Source organism: Blautia sp. MSK17_66 (genome assembly GCF_020538025.1).
GTDB lineage: Bacteria > Bacillota > Clostridia > Lachnospirales > Lachnospiraceae > Blautia_A.
This window is the reverse complement of record NZ_JAJBNQ010000027.1, coordinates 1-15,618: the sequence shown is the minus strand read 5'-3', so window position 1 is coordinate 15,618 and position 15,618 is coordinate 1. Positions and strand designations below refer to the sequence as shown.

Genomic DNA, 15,618 nt, shown 5'->3' with positions numbered 1-15,618 from the left:
TCCCCTCGTAAGTTTATTTGTTATCCGGAATTTTATTCTTCCGGATCTTTGACCGGCTCTGCCGGAACAAACACTCTGGAATGATTTTTTTCTGCTTTTTTCTGCTTCCTGGCTTCTTTCTGTGCCTCATCGCAGAATTCCATCTGAGAATTAACAAGGACCTTACCCCTCTTATCCTGCTTTTCGTAAGTTCCGTCAGGCTTAAGAAGGTGTGCCTTTACATTATCACGGAATTCCAGATCCAGGACGTGTTCGATTTCTTTTTTGATCTTTTCATCCTCTACAGGGAATACGATCTCCACACGACGGTCCAGATTTCGCGGCATCCAGTCCGCACTTCCCATATAAATCTCTTCCGTGCCGCCATTCTGGAAATAAAAGATCCTGCTGTGTTCCAGGAATTCTCCCACGATAGAGCGGACATGGATATTTTCACTGACTCCCGGAATTCCCACCTTCATACAGCAGATTCCACGAACCAGCAGATAAATCTGTACGCCACAGGAAGAAGCATGATACAGTGCCGCTATGATTGCCGGATCACACAGCGAATTCATCTTTGCGACAATACATGCCGGAATCCCCTGTTTTGCATGCTCTGCTTCTCTTTCGATCAGCTGAAGAAAACGGTTTTTCATCCAGATCGGAGCCACGATCAGACGATTCCAGCGTTTCGGTTCCGAATATCCGGAAAGCATATTAAACACTGCCGTCGCATCCTCTCCAAAACGCTCGTCGCAGGTAAAAATACCACAGTCTGTATACAGCTTCGCTGTAGAATCATTGTAGTTACCGGTCGCCAGATGCACATAGCGGCGGATGCCGGTTTCTTCTCTTCTGACAACCAGAGTGATCTTGCTGTGTGTCTTAAGCCCTACCAGACCGTAGATAACATGGCAGCCTGCTTTTTCCAGCATCTTCGCCCAGACAATGTTGTTCTCCTCATCAAATCTAGCCTTAAGTTCTACCAGAACTGAAACCTGCTTTCCGTTCTCTGCTGCCTGTGCAAGTGCCGCAATGATTGGCGAGTGTCCACTGACACGGTAAAGCGTCTGCTTGATCGCCAGAACTCCCGGATCCTTTGCTGCCTGACGCACAAAATCAACAACCGGATCAAAGCTCATATATGGATGATGAAGGAATACATCGCCCTCACGGATCACCTCAAAAATATCCTTGTCATTCTGAAACTGCACTACCGGAGCCGGCGTATATTTCGGGCTCTTGTACTCGTCAAAGCCGTCCAGTCCATATACCTTCATCAGCATGGTAAGATCCAGAGGTCCGTTGATACTGTAAATATCCGCATCCCTGATCTCGAATTCCATCTTGAGGATATCAAGAAGACGCTTATCCATCTTTTCTTCTGCTTCCAGACGAATGACCTCTCCCCACTGACGTTTCTTAAGCTGTTTCTGGATCTCTACCAGAAGATCCTCTGCCTCATCCTCATCGATCGTAAGGTCTGCATTACGCATGATACGGTACGGATGTGCACATACAACGTCATTGCTCAGAAAAAGCTTTCCAATGTTGCGTTCAATGATCTCCTCCAGAAGAATCACGGTACGGTCTCCCTTCTTCACAGACGGGATCTCCACGATCCTCGGAAGCACAGACGGAACCTGTACCGTCGCAAATTCCAGTTCCTTTGTATGCTTCTTATTGTTTTTCTTCGCGATCAGCGCACCGATATTCAGTGTCTTATTGCGGATCAGAGGAAACGGTCTGGAAGAATCCATTGCCATAGGTGTCAGGACCGGATATACATTATCCTCAAAATACCGGTCAACGAATTCCTGCTGCTTCTGATTCAGGTTTTCATGCTCCGCAATAAGATGAAGCCCTGTCTTTTCAAGTGCCGGAAGAACCGAACGGTTAAAGGTATTGTACTGTACCTTCACCAGTTCATGTGTCTGTCTGCTGATCTCCTTGAGCTGTTCCTCTGAGGTCATTCCTGCAATATCCTTCTTCTTATAGCCTGCATGCACCTGGTCTTTCAGAGATGCAACACGAACCATAAAAAACTCATCCAGATTCGAAGAAGTGATGCTCAGAAATTTCAGTCTCTCAAACAGCGGAAGTGTTTTGTCCCGTGCCTCACTCAGAACTCTCTCATCAAATTTCAGCCAGCTCAGCTCTCTGTTTACATAGTATTCTGGTTTTTCAAATCTGCTTAAATCCATATTTTCCCTCCTCTACGCTCTGCGTCTGCGTTTCAGCACAAGATGTATTCCAAAGACTTCCTCAAAGAAGTTTACCTTATCCTTAAGAAGTCCAAGCTCCAGTGAAATGTCACGGCTGGAATCGATCATAACCTGCAGTTCTCTGTCTTTAAGCACGGCTTTGAGCCCCTGCACCTTCTGATAATGGCTTCGGTCCATGGCATTCGCAAGTCGAAGGATCGCGGTCAGTTTTGCCACCAGAAGATACCGTTCCTTATCAAGCCCCGGACCATCGTCATAATTTCCATAATAGACAAATTCCGTCGTGTTATATCTCACCGCACTGGCGATCACACGCCGCTCCTCTGTAGAAAGTCCGATGATCTCTGTTGCCATGATAATACGATAAGAGCATTCCGCAACATCACCCATGCTGATGTATTTTCCGCAGTCATGCAGCTGCACTGCGATCTGCAGAAGAAGCCGTTCTCTGCTTCCCATACCATGGACTTTCTTCATGCTGTCAAAGATCGCCAGTGCGATCTCTGTTGTACCCTGGATATGGTTTTTGCCGCTGGAATAACGTTTTGCAATATTTCTGGAAGCTACCAGAATATCATTTTCGAAGTTATGGACACTCTTGATAAATTTTTTCTTCTCACCATAATCATAGGCAATTCCGTCAAGAAGCGAAACTCCGGGAACCCAGACAGCCTCCGCCTGAAAAATATCCAAAAAGTTTTTGCAGATGACCATCGTCGGAACGATCAGGGATGCATATTCCAGATCTACACCCATATCATCCGCCAGCGTCTGTTCCGTCTTGTTGAGTGTATCTTCATAGTATGTCCGGAATTCATCCATCGTAAGAATATGTTCGCCGTTATGTCCCTGAAGAATCGTATCTGTAAGAAAATCCCCCATCAGGATCACATTTTTGATCTCCCGTTCCTTCAGATACAGTCTCTGAAATGCAGTCAGGTCATTTCGGATAAACTCCAGAATCAGCTGGTCATAGTGTGTCGTAGCCTTTTCGAGTTCTTTGAGCCGTTCACGGATGCGCATGCTTCCCATCTTAAGGCTCTGCGTCGTTACAAGTGTGTCCTTGTCAAACAGAGACACCTGCAGTCCGCCTCCGCCTACGTCCAGGATCGCCGTTCCCTTCTGGATCATTTTTTTGAATCCGGCTTCCTTTGCCGCAATAGATTTGTAGCCAAGGAAATGCTGCTCTGCATTGCTGAGGATTTCAACCCGGATTCCGGTGCGGCAATAAATCTGTTCCTGTACGATCAGAGGATTTATCATCTCACGAAACGCACTGGTCGCACAGGCACGATAATCCGAAACTCCGAACTCCTTCATCATCTTGCTGAAATCGTTGAGGATCATACAGATAGAATCCACGATCTCCGGCTCAAGACGTCCTGATGAATAAGCTCCCTTTCCGATCTCCAGGCGATATCTCACATCGTTCAGCTGACGAAAACCAATCTTCTTTGACAGTTCAAAGATTTTCATGCTGACCTCATAGGATCCGATGTCAATCGCTGCAAATGTTGTTATTGCCATATCCCATACCCCTTCCTGCTTTTGTTATTTGGATTCCTCTTTTCCGAGAAGGTGATCAATAAACTGCTGTGCCGTTCTTCCGGTAAGACCTCCATGAGAGATTTCCCACTTTCCAGCCTCCAGAAGCAGCTGGTCTTCCGGCATCTGAATGCCATGACGGGCAGCCAGTGTCTTCACGATCGTGTGGAATTCTTTGCGGTCCGGTGCGCCAAAGTAAATACGAACACCAAAACGGTATACCAGAGAGAGTTTCTCCTGTACGGTATCAGAGGAATGAATATCATCATCTGCTCCGACCTCCAGCTTATCACCTGCTCTCTCCCGAACCAGATGACGGCGGTTACTGGTCGCATAGATCAGAATATTGTCCGGCTTTCTCTCCAGGCCTCCCTCGATCACTGCTTTCAGATATTTATATTCAATTTCAAATTCTTCGAAGGAAAGGTCATCCATATAAATAATAAATCTGTAATTACGGTCTTTGATCTGGGCGATCACCTGATTCAGGTCCTGGAACTGATGCTTGTATACCTCGATGATACGAAGTCCCTCATCATAATACTGATTCAGGATTCCCTTAATGCTGGAAGACTTTCCTGTACCGGCATCACCAAACAGGAGACAGTTGTTTGCTTTTCTTCCATGGACAAAAGCCTCCGTATTCTCGATCAGCTTCTGCTTCGGGATCTCATATCCTACAAGGTCATCCAGACGCACATGGGCAATCCTTGTGATTGGAACGATCTGTGCCTTTCCTTTCTCATCACGCTCAATACGGAAGGCCTTATGAAGTCCCAGCTTGCCTACACCAAAATCCTTATAGAACTGGACCATATCCTCCATAAATTCCTCTGTATCCTGTGCTGCCGCCAAAGTGCAGCTCATCTCACAGATACGGTCGCGGATTCGTTTATTAAACATCTTTCCTGTATCCTGCGGTGCCTGGTAATTGCAGAGAATACTGCAGCAGGAAGTATGAAAAATCTTATCCAACATGTTCAGATCAAAGTCATACAGTTCCTTAAAGATTGTAAAATCATGCCGTGCAAGCTCATTGATGCTGCCATCAATATGTCCGCGGATCTCACTTGCCGTGCTAAAAGCATTCTCATTATTTACAAGAAGCAGTGTCAGATAGTTGTGCCACAGATTCCCCGCAAATCCATAGGAGCCTGCGATCTCGATCAGACCATTGACACATTCATAAAAATCTTCTTCCATCTCCCTTGCATTTACGGCTGACTTCTCACAGGCATCCATAAGTGCTGTCATTTTGTCAAGGATTTCTCCATGTTCAAACTCTCTGTATAATACGCATTCTTTTATTCTGGTCATTTTTAAATCTCCTCCTGCTGTCCGTAATTCCCAAGTACACGTACACCAATTGCCTCTGACTCAAGACCTCTGAGTGCATTTTTGACTGCCGGTTCTTCCAGATTTCCCTCGAAATCTACAAAGAAACGGTACTTCCAGTTCTGTCCCGGTATCGGTCTGGACTCAATCTTTGTCATACTCAGACTGTTATAAATAAAGTGAGACAACATATGATACAGAGTACCGCTTGCATGAGGCAGTTCAAAGCAAACGCTGATCTTTCCGGCATTTTTCTCATAGATTGGCTTGCTGCTGACAATAATAAAACGCGTCACATTCTGGTCATTATGACAGATATTTTCTGCAAGAACAGAAAGCCCGTAAAGTTCACCTGCCGCACGGCTTGCGATCGCAGCCTGATTTCTCTTCTGCTCCTCCTTAACTCTCTTGGCGGAAGCAGCTGTATTTTCTGTTTTGACGGTTTTCCAGGACGGATGGTCCTCCAGATAATGTTTGCACTGTGCAAGCGCCTGCGGATGAGAATAAACGGTATCGATCTCCTCCACAGAAACTCCCGGAAGTCCCAGAAGCACATGCTGTACTCTCACACCCTGCTCGCCCACAATATAAAGCTGATATTCTGTCAGAAGATCATAAATATCTGTTACAATCCCTTCTGTAGAATTCTCGATCGGAAGCACCGCATAATCGGCCTTTCCAAAAGCGACCTCTTCCATCGCCGCCCGAAAGGTTCTGACATGGTAGCTGTTGATCTCATCCGGAAAATATGCCCGCATGGCTGCATAGCTGTATGCGCCCTCCACGCCCTGAAAAACCACATTGACATTCTTAAGTGGAAGCTCATCTACCATTTCGTAGTTTTTCTCCATATCAATGCCATTCTTGGTCAGAAGCTGGTACTGACGCTTGCGGCTGATCGCCATGATCTGCTGAAACAGTTCCTGGGCGCCAAGGCTGTTAAAGCTTCCATGTGCCTGATTCTTCAGGACATCAAGCTTATCCTGCTCTCTCTTTGGATCCAAAACCTGTTTTCCTGTATGTATCTTGTATTCTGCAACATCCTCACAGACTTCCATTCGTTTCTCAAACAACCGTAAGATCTCTTTGTCGATGACATCGATCTCTTTGCGGCATTCCTGTAAATCTATCATTCGTTATTCCCTTCCGGTGCCGATACCTTTGACACCTCTTTTCTTGTATTTACGATCCGGGTAATCTCCCCGATGAAAGACAGTGAACCAAAAGATAAGATCACATCGTCCTTCCCCGCCATCTCAAACAGTTCCTCTACTGCTCTTGGAATGTTTTTCTCTGCCCGGACATTTGCATTGCACGGACGGATTGCCTTGGCAAGTTCCTCTGCCGGAAGTGCTCTTGGATTATCCGGTGTCTCGATCGCAAGAATCTGCTCTGCGTAAGGACAGAGCTTTCTGATAATATACGGGTAGTCCTTATCCTTAAAAACTCCCATGATAAAGAACAGCCTGCGGTCTTTGAAATATTTTCTTACAGAGTCCTCAAGCATGTCTGCCGCTGCAGGATTATGCGCACCATCCACGATAAACAACGGATCCTTATGGATAATGGTAAGCCTTCCGTTCCAGCGAGTTGCCCAAAGCCCCTCTTTGCGCTGTTCCAGAGTCGTATGATATCCTCTCTCATCCAGGATCCGAAGAGCCTCCAGTGCAAGAACTGCATTCTCCGTCTGGTAGGAGCCGGCAAGCGAAAGGGTATATTCCTCTCCTTTATAGCAGAAACGCTGTCCGGTAAAATCTGCCTCCAGAACCTCTGCTTCAGAGACATCTGCCACACAGACATCCGCGCCTGCCTCTGCCCCTGTCTTCTTTATAACCTCCAGGGCCTCCGTCTCCTGTCCGATCGTCACCACACTGCTTCCCGGTTTAATGATCCCGGCCTTTTTCTCGGCGATCTCGGAAATCGTATTTCCAAGGAAGGACTGATGATCCATACTGATCGGCACAAGCACTGCAAGCTCTGTTGTAGTGATCAGATTTGTGGCATCGGTGATACCGCCCATTCCGACCTCCAGAATGACCGGATCACATTTTTCCTCTGCAAAAAACAAAAATGCCACCGCCGTTTCGATTTCAAATGGGGTGGGATGCGCAAGACCTTCTGCGGTCATTTCTTCAATCACTGCGGCAACCCTCGTCGTCTGCTCGGCAAACTTTTCCCTGCTGATCGGCTTTCCTTCTGTTTCGATCTTTTCCCGATAGGAATACACCGAAGGAGAGATATACCGTCCAACATGATATCCGGCTTTCATCAGCGTCGTATATAAATATGCGATCACAGATCCCTTGCCGTTGGTTCCTGCCACATGAATATATTTAAGCTGATCCTGAGGATTCCCAAGACGCTTCATGAGTTCCTTTATATTTGTAAGATCCATGGCTCCGCCTGCGTACTGCTCCGCGTCTCTTATGTATGCCCTGCTTTGCTGATAATCCATCTTTTATGCTCCTGTTTCTTAAGTATATTCCGCCCCAGTAAGGGACGATTTCATTAAGTTAAACTATACCATCTGTGTATCGTTTTTTCAAGAGTCGTGCATACTATCTGTAACTAAAATTATTGTAAGTTACAAGGAGTTTTCTTTTATGAACCAGAATCTGGCAAACTTTCTTCTCTGCGGCTCTGTCGGATGGAATATGGAAATCTTGTGGACCGGATTTCATTCACTCTTATCCGGCCAGTGGACCCTGACGGGCAAAAGTTCTCTTCTCATGTTTCCGATCTACGGCTGCGCTGCCATTATCGCGCCTTTATATTCCCGGATATCTTCGCTCTCTTTTGTATACCGGGGAATCCTCTATATGACAGGATTTTATCTGATTGAATTCATAAGCGGCAGTTTTTTCAGGGCATTCGGCATCTGTCCCTGGGATTATTCAGCCGCCCGTTTTCAGTACAGAGGAATCATACGGCTGGATTATGCGCCTCTCTGGTTCGCCGCCGGACTTATTTTTGAAAAAATACTTGCGAAATCTGCTTGAAAAATCGATTCTACTAGTATATGATTGTGCAAGAGAGAAAATTTGTAAATTTTCCGTATCAAAGGGAGGTATTACATGAGACACTTAATGAGCCCGCTGGACTTTTCCAAAGAAGAACTTGATACTCTTCTGGATCTGGCCAGCGACATTGAAAAAAATCCGTCAAAATACGCGCATGTCTGCGATGATAAGCGACTTGCCACCTGTTTTTACGAACCAAGCACACGTACACGTTTAAGCTTTGAGGCAGCCATGATGAATCTCGGCGGCAAGGTTTTAGGTTTCTCCTCTGCCGGTTCAAGTTCCGCTTCCAAGGGCGAAAGTGTTGCCGACACCATCCGTGTCGTTTCCTGTTATGCTGATATCTGCGCTATGCGTCATCCGAAGGAAGGTGCTCCGCTCGTAGCTTCTATGGCTTCTTCTATTCCTGTTATCAACGCCGGTGACGGTGGTCATCAGCATCCTACTCAGACCCTCACTGACCTGCTTACCATTCGTTCCCTCAAGGGAAGACTTGACAACCTTACCATTGGTCTGTGCGGCGATCTGAAATTCGGACGTACTGTTCATTCTCTGATCGAAGCACTGGTGCTTCGTTATTCCAACGTGAAGTTCATTCTGATCTCACCTGAAGAACTCCGTGTGCCAAGCTACATCCGTGAGGATATTCTTGAGAAAAACAACGTTGAGTTCGAAGAAGTGGAACGTCTGGAAGATGCACTTCCGAAACTTGACATTCTCTACATGACACGTGTGCAGAAAGAGCGTTTCTTCAACGAGGAAGATTATGTCCGCATGAAGGATTTCTACATCCTCGACAAACAGAAAATGGAGCTTGCTCCGAAGGATATGTACATTCTTCATCCGCTTCCGCGTGTAAATGAAATTTCTGTTGAAGTAGATGATGATCCTCGTGCTGCATACTTCAGACAGGCACAGTATGGTGTTTATGTCCGTATGGCACTGATTCTTACATTACTGGAGGTGGAAGTATAATGTTAAATGTTGGAGCACTTCACGAAGGTTTCGTACTCGACCACATCAAGGCCGGCAAAGCTATGACCATCTATCATGATCTGAAGCTTGATAAGCTTGACTGCACCGTTGCCATCATCAAGAATGCCAAGAGCAACAAAATGGGTGTCAAGGACATCATCAAGGTAGAATGCCCTATCGAAAACCTTGACCTGGACATTCTCGGTTTCATCGATCACAACATCACCGTCAACATCATCAAGGACGAGAAGATCGTTGAAAAAAGAATCCTGAAGCTTCCAAAGCAGATCACAAATGTTATCAAATGCAAGAACCCTCGCTGCATCACTTCCATCGAACAGGGTCTGGATCAGGTATTTATCCTTGCCGACCCGGAGAAAGAAGTTTACAGATGTAAATACTGCGAAGAGAAATATCGCGGCAAACGCAATAAATAAGCTGCCAGAAGCACAAAAAAAGAAACGCTCCGAAATGAGCGTTTCTTTTTTGTGCGAGCCGGTCGATAAGCCGGGTTATGTCGTTGAGTGATCATCTATCTAGGCCAGCCGTTGCCAGCTGGCTCGAGCGACCCACCTGAAAGCACGACGGGCAGCCGTATCGCTTTCGTTTCGGTCTTGCTTCAAATGGAGTTTACATGTGCCCGTTCTGTTACCACAACGGCGGTAGTCTCTTACACTGCCTTTCCACCCTTACCTCCAAAGGAGGCGGTTTATTTCTGTTGCACTGGTCTGGGAGTCACCTCCACCGGACGTTATCCGGCATCCTGCCCTGTGAAGCCCGGACTTTCCTCGTCTGTACCCTTTCGTCTGTACAGCCGCGATCACCTGGCCTGCTCGCACGAATGCTATTCTAACACGAATCCCGCTTTAAGTAAAGTACTATAAATAAGTAAATTGAAAAATTATAACCGGCTGCTTTACTTAACCTTTACAGTCACTCTTTTATATACACCGTTGCTGGCAAGAATATATATGCTGCAGCTTCCCTTAGCCTTTGCCCGGATCACCCCGTTTTGGCTTACCGTTGCAACTTTGCTGTCGGTAGTGTAATAGCGGTAGGAACTTGGGTGGGAAAGCAGCTTCTTTTTACGGTTCTCACTTGTAAGCTGACACTTCAGCCTGAAGGTTTTGCCAGGTTTTAGAATAACTGTGGTCCTGTTTACTTTAATCGAAAAAGCATTTGTTGTACGTGCCTTTTTCATGGCAACATGCACTTCATTGGATTTGGCAATGTAGATTTTTCTGCCTTTCACCATTTTATAAGCAGCAACAAAATACTTATACTCACGGTTCGACTTCAGATTCTTATGTGTCATCGAAAGCTTTCCATTTTTAACCGTTCCGGCCTTTTTATAATTTATACTTCCGTTACAGTAGCACCAGAAAACATCATAACCGGCTGCACCAGGATACTTTCTCCAGGAAACGACAATGCTGTTCTTCTGTGCCTTGCCCGTTGCAAAAAATATCGGAAGTTTCAGGCGATAAACGTCCTTTCCGCTCAGTTTGGACTGATCGGCCTGCTCGATCGTGAAGATACCTTTCCTGAAAGTAATCCTGTAATTTGGATTAGAACCGGAAGCCTGAGAAACTGTGATCGGATAGATTCCCACCTTTTCACCGGCTTTTCGTCTTACTGTAATTCCTGATAAAGTGTCTTTTCCCACCAGACCTTTTGCCGTATAAGTAAGGACAGGATCTGCTTTACCGACAATTTTATTCTTATTGTCAGCAGTTACCGTGATATTTTTCGGAGCGACCGTTATGATCACTTCTCTGGAAACAGCGAGATAATTCTGGCTCTCATCCATGGAAACTGTGATCTTCGCTGTTCCTGCATTTCTGATCGTCACGGTTCCATCCTCACTTACTGTGGCGACTTCTTTATTATCACTTGCAAACCGAATATCAGACTCTGTGTCTTTCGCCTTTGCCGTGATCTTAAACGCCGGGGCTCCGTAAGTCACTTTATAGGATAGCCTGTCTATAACAAGACTGCGTCCAAGCTTTCTTACTGTTATGGTAACTTCTTTCTGATCTGCTGTATAGTTTGCACTCTCTGCAAGAGAAACAGTCAGCGTTGCCGTGCCGGTTCCCACGATCGTTACCATGCCGTTTTCGTCCACTGCTGCAACCTTGTCGTCGCTGCTTGCATAAGTTTTCAGTCCATCACCCTTATTGCTTACATTCAGCCTGAAAGTCTCTTCTCCATAATCCTTATCTGTGACCTCAGATACGCTGAGTGCCGGATCTGCCTTTGCTACGACAAATTCAGCGGATGAACCTTCTGATTTCAGGCTGTAATTCTTATCTTTGATCGTTGCTGTCACAATATAAGTTCCTGCAAGAGACGGTACTTCCGTTCCATTCACCTCGGTTCCGTCGTTTGCTTTGCCTGTGTATGTCAGGGTGATCTCCGGGTTATCTTTTCCCACCAGTCCGTCCAGAACTGCGGTCGCAGGAGTGATCGTTCCTTCATATGTTCCGCCATTTGGTGTGATCTTTGCACTGATCTCTTTCGGAACAACCGTCACGGTCACTTCTTTCTGATCTGCTGTATAGTTTGCACTCTGTGCAAGGGAAACGGTCAAGGTTGCGGTGCCGGCTCCAACGATCGTTACCACACCATTTTTGTCCACCGTCACAACTTTATTGTTGCTGCTTGCATAAGTTTTCACGCCATCGCCTTTGTTGCTCACTTCCAGTTTAAAGGCTTCTTCCCCATATTTTTTGTCTTTGACTGCGGGTACGCTGAGTGTCGAATCTGCCTTTGCTACGACAAATGCTGCGGATGAACCTTCTGGTTTCAGGCTGTAATTCTTATCTTTGATCGTTGCTGTCACAATATAAGTTCCTGCAAGAGACGGTACTTCCGTTCCATTTACCTCGGTACCATCGTTTGCCCTGCCTGTGTATGTCAGAGTAATCTCCGGATCATCTTCTCCCACCAGTCCGTCCAGAACTGCGGTAGCAGGAGTGATCGTTCCTTCATATGTTCCGCCGTTCGGTGTGATCTTAACTGTAATCTCTTTCGGAGCAACCGTTATGGTGACTTCTTTCTGATCTGCTGTATAGTTTGCAGTCTCTGCAAGGGAAACGGTCAGGGTTGCGGTGCCGGCTCCAACGATCGTTACCACACCGTTTTTGTCCACCGTCACAACCTTGTCGTTACTGCTTGCGTAAGATTTCACGCCATTACCTTTGTTGCTTACTTCCAGCTTAAAGGCTTCTTCTCCATATTTTCTGTCTTTGACTGCGGATACGCTGAGTGCCGGATACGCCTTTGCCACAATAAATGCTGCAGAGGCACCCTCTGTTTTCAGGCTGTAATTCTTATCTTTGATCGTTGCTGTCACGGTATAGATTCCTGCAAGAGATGGCACCTTCGTTCCATTTACCTCTGTTCCGTCGTTTGCCCTGCCTGTGTATGTCAGAGTGATCTCCGGATCATCCTCTCCCACCAGTCCGTCCAGAGCTGCCACTGCCGGGACAATGATTTCTCCATAGATCCCGCCGTTCGGTGCGATCTTCGCACTGATCTCTTTCGGAACAACCGTCACTGTCACTTCTCTGGAAACAGCGAGATAATTCTGGCTCTCATCCATGGAAACTGTGATCTTCGCTGTTCCTGTATTTCCGATGTTTACAGTTCCATCTTTGCTTACTGTGGCAACCTCTTTATTATCACTTGCAAACTGGATACCGGATTCTTTATCTCCTGCCTTCGCTGTGATCTTAAATGCCGGATCTCCGTAAGTTACCCTGTAAGAAATCTTATCTACCACAAGGCTGTGTTCGATCTTTCCGACAGCTAAGGTGACTTCTTTCTGATCTGCTGTATAGTTTGCACTCTCTGCAAGGGAAACGGTCAGCGTTGCGGTACCGGTTCCAATGATCGTTACCACACCGTTTTTGTCCACTGTCACAACCTTGTCGTCACTGCTTGCGTAAGATTTCACGCCATCGCCTTTGTTGCTCACTTCCAGTTTAAAGGCTTCTTCCCCATATTTTTTGTCTTTGACTGCGGATACGCTCAACTGTGGATCTGCTCTCTTTATTGTAAATTCAGCAGAGCTGCCGTCTTCTTTCAGACTGTAATTGCTATCTTTGATGGAAGCAGTCACCGTGTAGGTTCCAGCTTTGGACGGCACTTTTCCGTCTGCTGCAGCACCGTCGTTTGCCCTGCCTGCATATGTCAGAATGATCTCCGGATCATCCTCTCCCACCAGTCCGTCCAGAACCGCGGTCGCAGGAGTGATCGTTCCTTCATATATCCCGCCGTTTGGTGTGATCTTAACTGTGATCTCTTTCGGGCTGATATCTGCTGTGGTACTTGTCTGCTGCCCGTTATCTGCCAGGATATAATCCCCTGCCGATCCGCCGCCCAGCACAGGCTTTGTGATCGTAACAGTTTTCCCTTTGGCTGCATTGCTGTCTGCAAAAGTACCTTCTGCTCTTACTGTAAGGCTGTCACCTTTCACTGCTCCTGCAAACATGGCTTTGCTGTAATCCAGTTCCGCATCCGCTGTTCCGTCATATACCTTACCTTTTGCAGTGATTCCGGAGATCACAACTTCCCGCTGCCGGATCGTATAAGCCTTCGTATCGGAAGCAGCGGTAAAATCACCATTTTCGGATACACTGACCCTGACTTCATAAGTTCCTGCGTGCATCGGGGCTTCTGTCTGCCAGGTTCCATTTACGTTGTATTCAACTTTAATATTGACATTGCTGTTTGTTGTATATGCCAGATCTGCCGGCTGTCCGTCGTATTCCTTATCCAGCGTACCTGTGATTTTTACATTTGCTGTCTGACGGCTGACATTTACTGCGATCTGGCTGTCGGCAGGTTTGTCACCGCCTTTGTATTCTGTCACGCCCTGCAGATGATATGCAACTGTCAGTTTATAAGTGCCTGCTTCCAGAGTATCCAGATATTCTCCGCTGAATGTGATCTTATCTGCGGAAACTGTATAATCTTCCCCCTCTGTCAGAGTGGTTTCTCCGTTTCTTACAGACGCTACGGTGTTTCCATTCAATTCCACTGGCACTATCTGCACCTGTGATGTCAACAGAAACATTATCCTTGAACCAGTAACCATAAGTAATATCCTTCAGGGAACTGTCAAATGTATTTTCTCCGATCCGGATACTGCCTGACGGCATTCCGGTATCAATTTTGAAGGTTACTGTTTTTTTATCGGTAACGGCACCTGTTGCAGTCTCTTTCAGATAATATCCTGCAGACTGTTCTCCCTGCTCTGTGTAATCCCCAAGCGAATCCTTCCAGTCTGTTTTGTCCGTCGATATCTGGTATCCACTGTCCGGTACAAGTTTCACAGGACTTATGTACCAGTCATTGTTACCTTTCGTTCCGGAAACCTGCGCAGCCGCTGAACTCTGCAGATAACTGATGCTCCAGTTCTGGGAAACACCCGTGGCACCGGTAAGTGTATAGTTATCATTTCCAAGGTCTGTTACCGTTGCAGTATAGCTGTCACCTGCTTCTGTCTGTGTATTGCCTTTATAGGCAATTGCAAAAGAATCGCCCTCTACTGCATTCGCAACTGTCGCCGATACGCTCTGCTCACTTCCTGTATAAATCAGATCTGTTTTCGACCAGGTTAAGTCTGCCGGAAGTGGTGCGATCGTGAAGGAAGTTTCCGCTTCTGCCCCTGCATAATTTCCATTTTCTGCCACAACCGCTTTCACATAGTAAGGACCTGCGTTCTTTGGTACTCCTCCATTTGTGGCTGCACCATCTGCTGCGGTCGTCATATCTGTACAGCCGGCATCTTTATAGTACGTACAGGTAAATCCGGAGGCGTCGTATAAAGCCGTGATGTCACTTTCACCTGACTTAACTGTTATGCTTGGTGTGTTCGCCTTCTGTCCATAGGTCCAGTCATCCATGGTCACTGTCGGATCAATTTCCATTTTTTTAATCTCAAAATCAGCACTTATGGTCTGGCCGCCAAGCGTGACTTTTACCGTATATTGTCCCGGATTTACCGGTGCAGCTCCCTCACTCGCAGCACCGCTGTTGCTGCTGGTTGTCTTCATGCCATCTTTCAGATAATATACGATATCCGCTTCATTATCTGTCTGATAAGCAATGCCATTTGTCACGGTTGCTCCGGTATAAGTATTGCCGGAATAGTATGCATCAGCTGCTGCCAGGGTTAAATCTAATTTACCGGGATTAAATTCACAATCTGGCTTCGCCGTACATGTTGCAATGATTTTATTAGCACTTGTTGAATAACTCCATGAATGAAGATGATCACTTACGTACAGACACTTTTCAGTTGTATCATAACTTATAGAATGAAAGCCATCATCATAAGTAATCCTTTTGCACATCTCCGGAGACGTTCCAGGGGTTGTAATTGTACATGGGAAACTAAGTTAGCAACCACCAGTTCAACTGGTGGTTTATCCCTGGCCCTCCAAAGGGCCATTGTTACTGCTCGCCCCAAAGAGCGGTATCGCAAGCACTTTTACTGGCCCGCTATAAAGCGGTACTACTGGAATCTT

10 protein-coding genes and 1 other RNA gene are annotated in these 15,618 nt (G+C 46.3%); 3 read left to right on the top strand and 8 right to left on the bottom strand.

All coding sequences use genetic code 11. The features are described 5' to 3' along the window. Positions 1-32: 32 nt before the first annotated feature. The 5 genes from LIR34_RS13835 to LIR34_RS13815 are packed head-to-tail and all read right to left on the bottom strand — an operon-like array spanning position 33 to position 7,542. On the bottom strand, positions 33-2,186 hold the full coding sequence (locus LIR34_RS13835; protein ID WP_173903010.1) for an RNA degradosome polyphosphate kinase: 2,154 nt from the start codon (positions 2,184-2,186) through the stop codon (positions 33-35). Between the two features lie 12 nt (positions 2,187-2,198). Then, complete coding sequence (locus tag LIR34_RS13830; RefSeq protein ID WP_161284761.1) at positions 2,199-3,734, bottom strand: Ppx/GppA phosphatase family protein; 1,536 nt, start codon at positions 3,732-3,734, stop codon at positions 2,199-2,201. A 24-nt stretch (positions 3,735-3,758) separates the two neighbouring features. Then, positions 3,759-5,069, bottom strand: a complete 1,311-nt coding sequence (locus tag LIR34_RS13825; protein ID WP_161284762.1) for an ATP-binding protein — start codon at positions 5,067-5,069, stop codon at positions 3,759-3,761. A gap of 2 nt (positions 5,070-5,071) precedes the next feature. Beyond that, positions 5,072-6,220 carry a prephenate dehydratase gene (pheA, locus tag LIR34_RS13820; RefSeq protein ID WP_173903009.1) on the bottom strand — a complete coding sequence of 383 codons (1,149 nt, stop codon included), beginning with the start codon at positions 6,218-6,220 and terminating at the stop codon, positions 5,072-5,074. After that, a complete protein-coding gene (locus tag LIR34_RS13815) occupies positions 6,217-7,542 on the bottom strand; it encodes a bifunctional folylpolyglutamate synthase/dihydrofolate synthase (protein WP_173903008.1) in 1,326 nt (441 codons plus the stop codon). Before LIR34_RS13815 ends, pheA begins: the two co-directional genes overlap by 4 nt. A gap of 148 nt (positions 7,543-7,690) precedes the next feature. Here LIR34_RS13815 and LIR34_RS13810 point away from each other — a divergent pair, with 148 nt between their 5' ends. From LIR34_RS13810 to LIR34_RS13800, 3 genes are all read left to right on the top strand, one after another. Continuing rightward, positions 7,691-8,086, top strand: a complete 396-nt coding sequence (locus LIR34_RS13810) for a putative ABC transporter permease (RefSeq protein ID WP_161284765.1) — start codon at positions 7,691-7,693, stop codon at positions 8,084-8,086. Between the two features lie 75 nt (positions 8,087-8,161). Beyond that, the gene (gene pyrB / locus LIR34_RS13805; protein WP_161284766.1) at positions 8,162-9,082 is read left to right on the top strand and encodes an aspartate carbamoyltransferase; all 921 of its coding nucleotides are present in this window, start codon (positions 8,162-8,164) and stop codon (positions 9,080-9,082) included. Further along, positions 9,082-9,519 carry an aspartate carbamoyltransferase regulatory subunit gene (locus LIR34_RS13800; RefSeq protein ID WP_005425617.1) on the top strand — a complete coding sequence of 146 codons (438 nt, stop codon included), beginning with the start codon at positions 9,082-9,084 and terminating at the stop codon, positions 9,517-9,519. The genes pyrB and LIR34_RS13800 overlap by 1 nt, the downstream gene beginning before the upstream one ends. Before the next feature lie 50 nt (positions 9,520-9,569). On the opposite strand, the gene rnpB is transcribed toward LIR34_RS13800, so the two are convergent. The 3 genes from rnpB to LIR34_RS13785 all read right to left on the bottom strand — a co-directional run bounded on the left by rnpB (position 9,570) and on the right by LIR34_RS13785 (position 15,444). After that, positions 9,570-9,918: RNase P RNA component class A (gene rnpB, locus LIR34_RS13795), an RNA gene on the bottom strand. Positions 9,919-9,998: 80 nt separating this feature from the next. After that, positions 9,999-14,120, bottom strand: coding sequence for an Ig-like domain-containing protein (locus LIR34_RS13790; protein WP_207718749.1), 4,122 nt, complete (start codon positions 14,118-14,120; stop codon positions 9,999-10,001). Beyond that, positions 14,038-15,444: a hypothetical protein gene (locus LIR34_RS13785; protein WP_173903006.1), complete on the bottom strand. Its 1,407-nt coding sequence runs from the start codon at positions 15,442-15,444 to the stop codon at positions 14,038-14,040. The genes LIR34_RS13790 and LIR34_RS13785 overlap by 83 nt, the downstream gene beginning before the upstream one ends. Between the last annotated feature and the right edge of the window lie 174 nt (positions 15,445-15,618).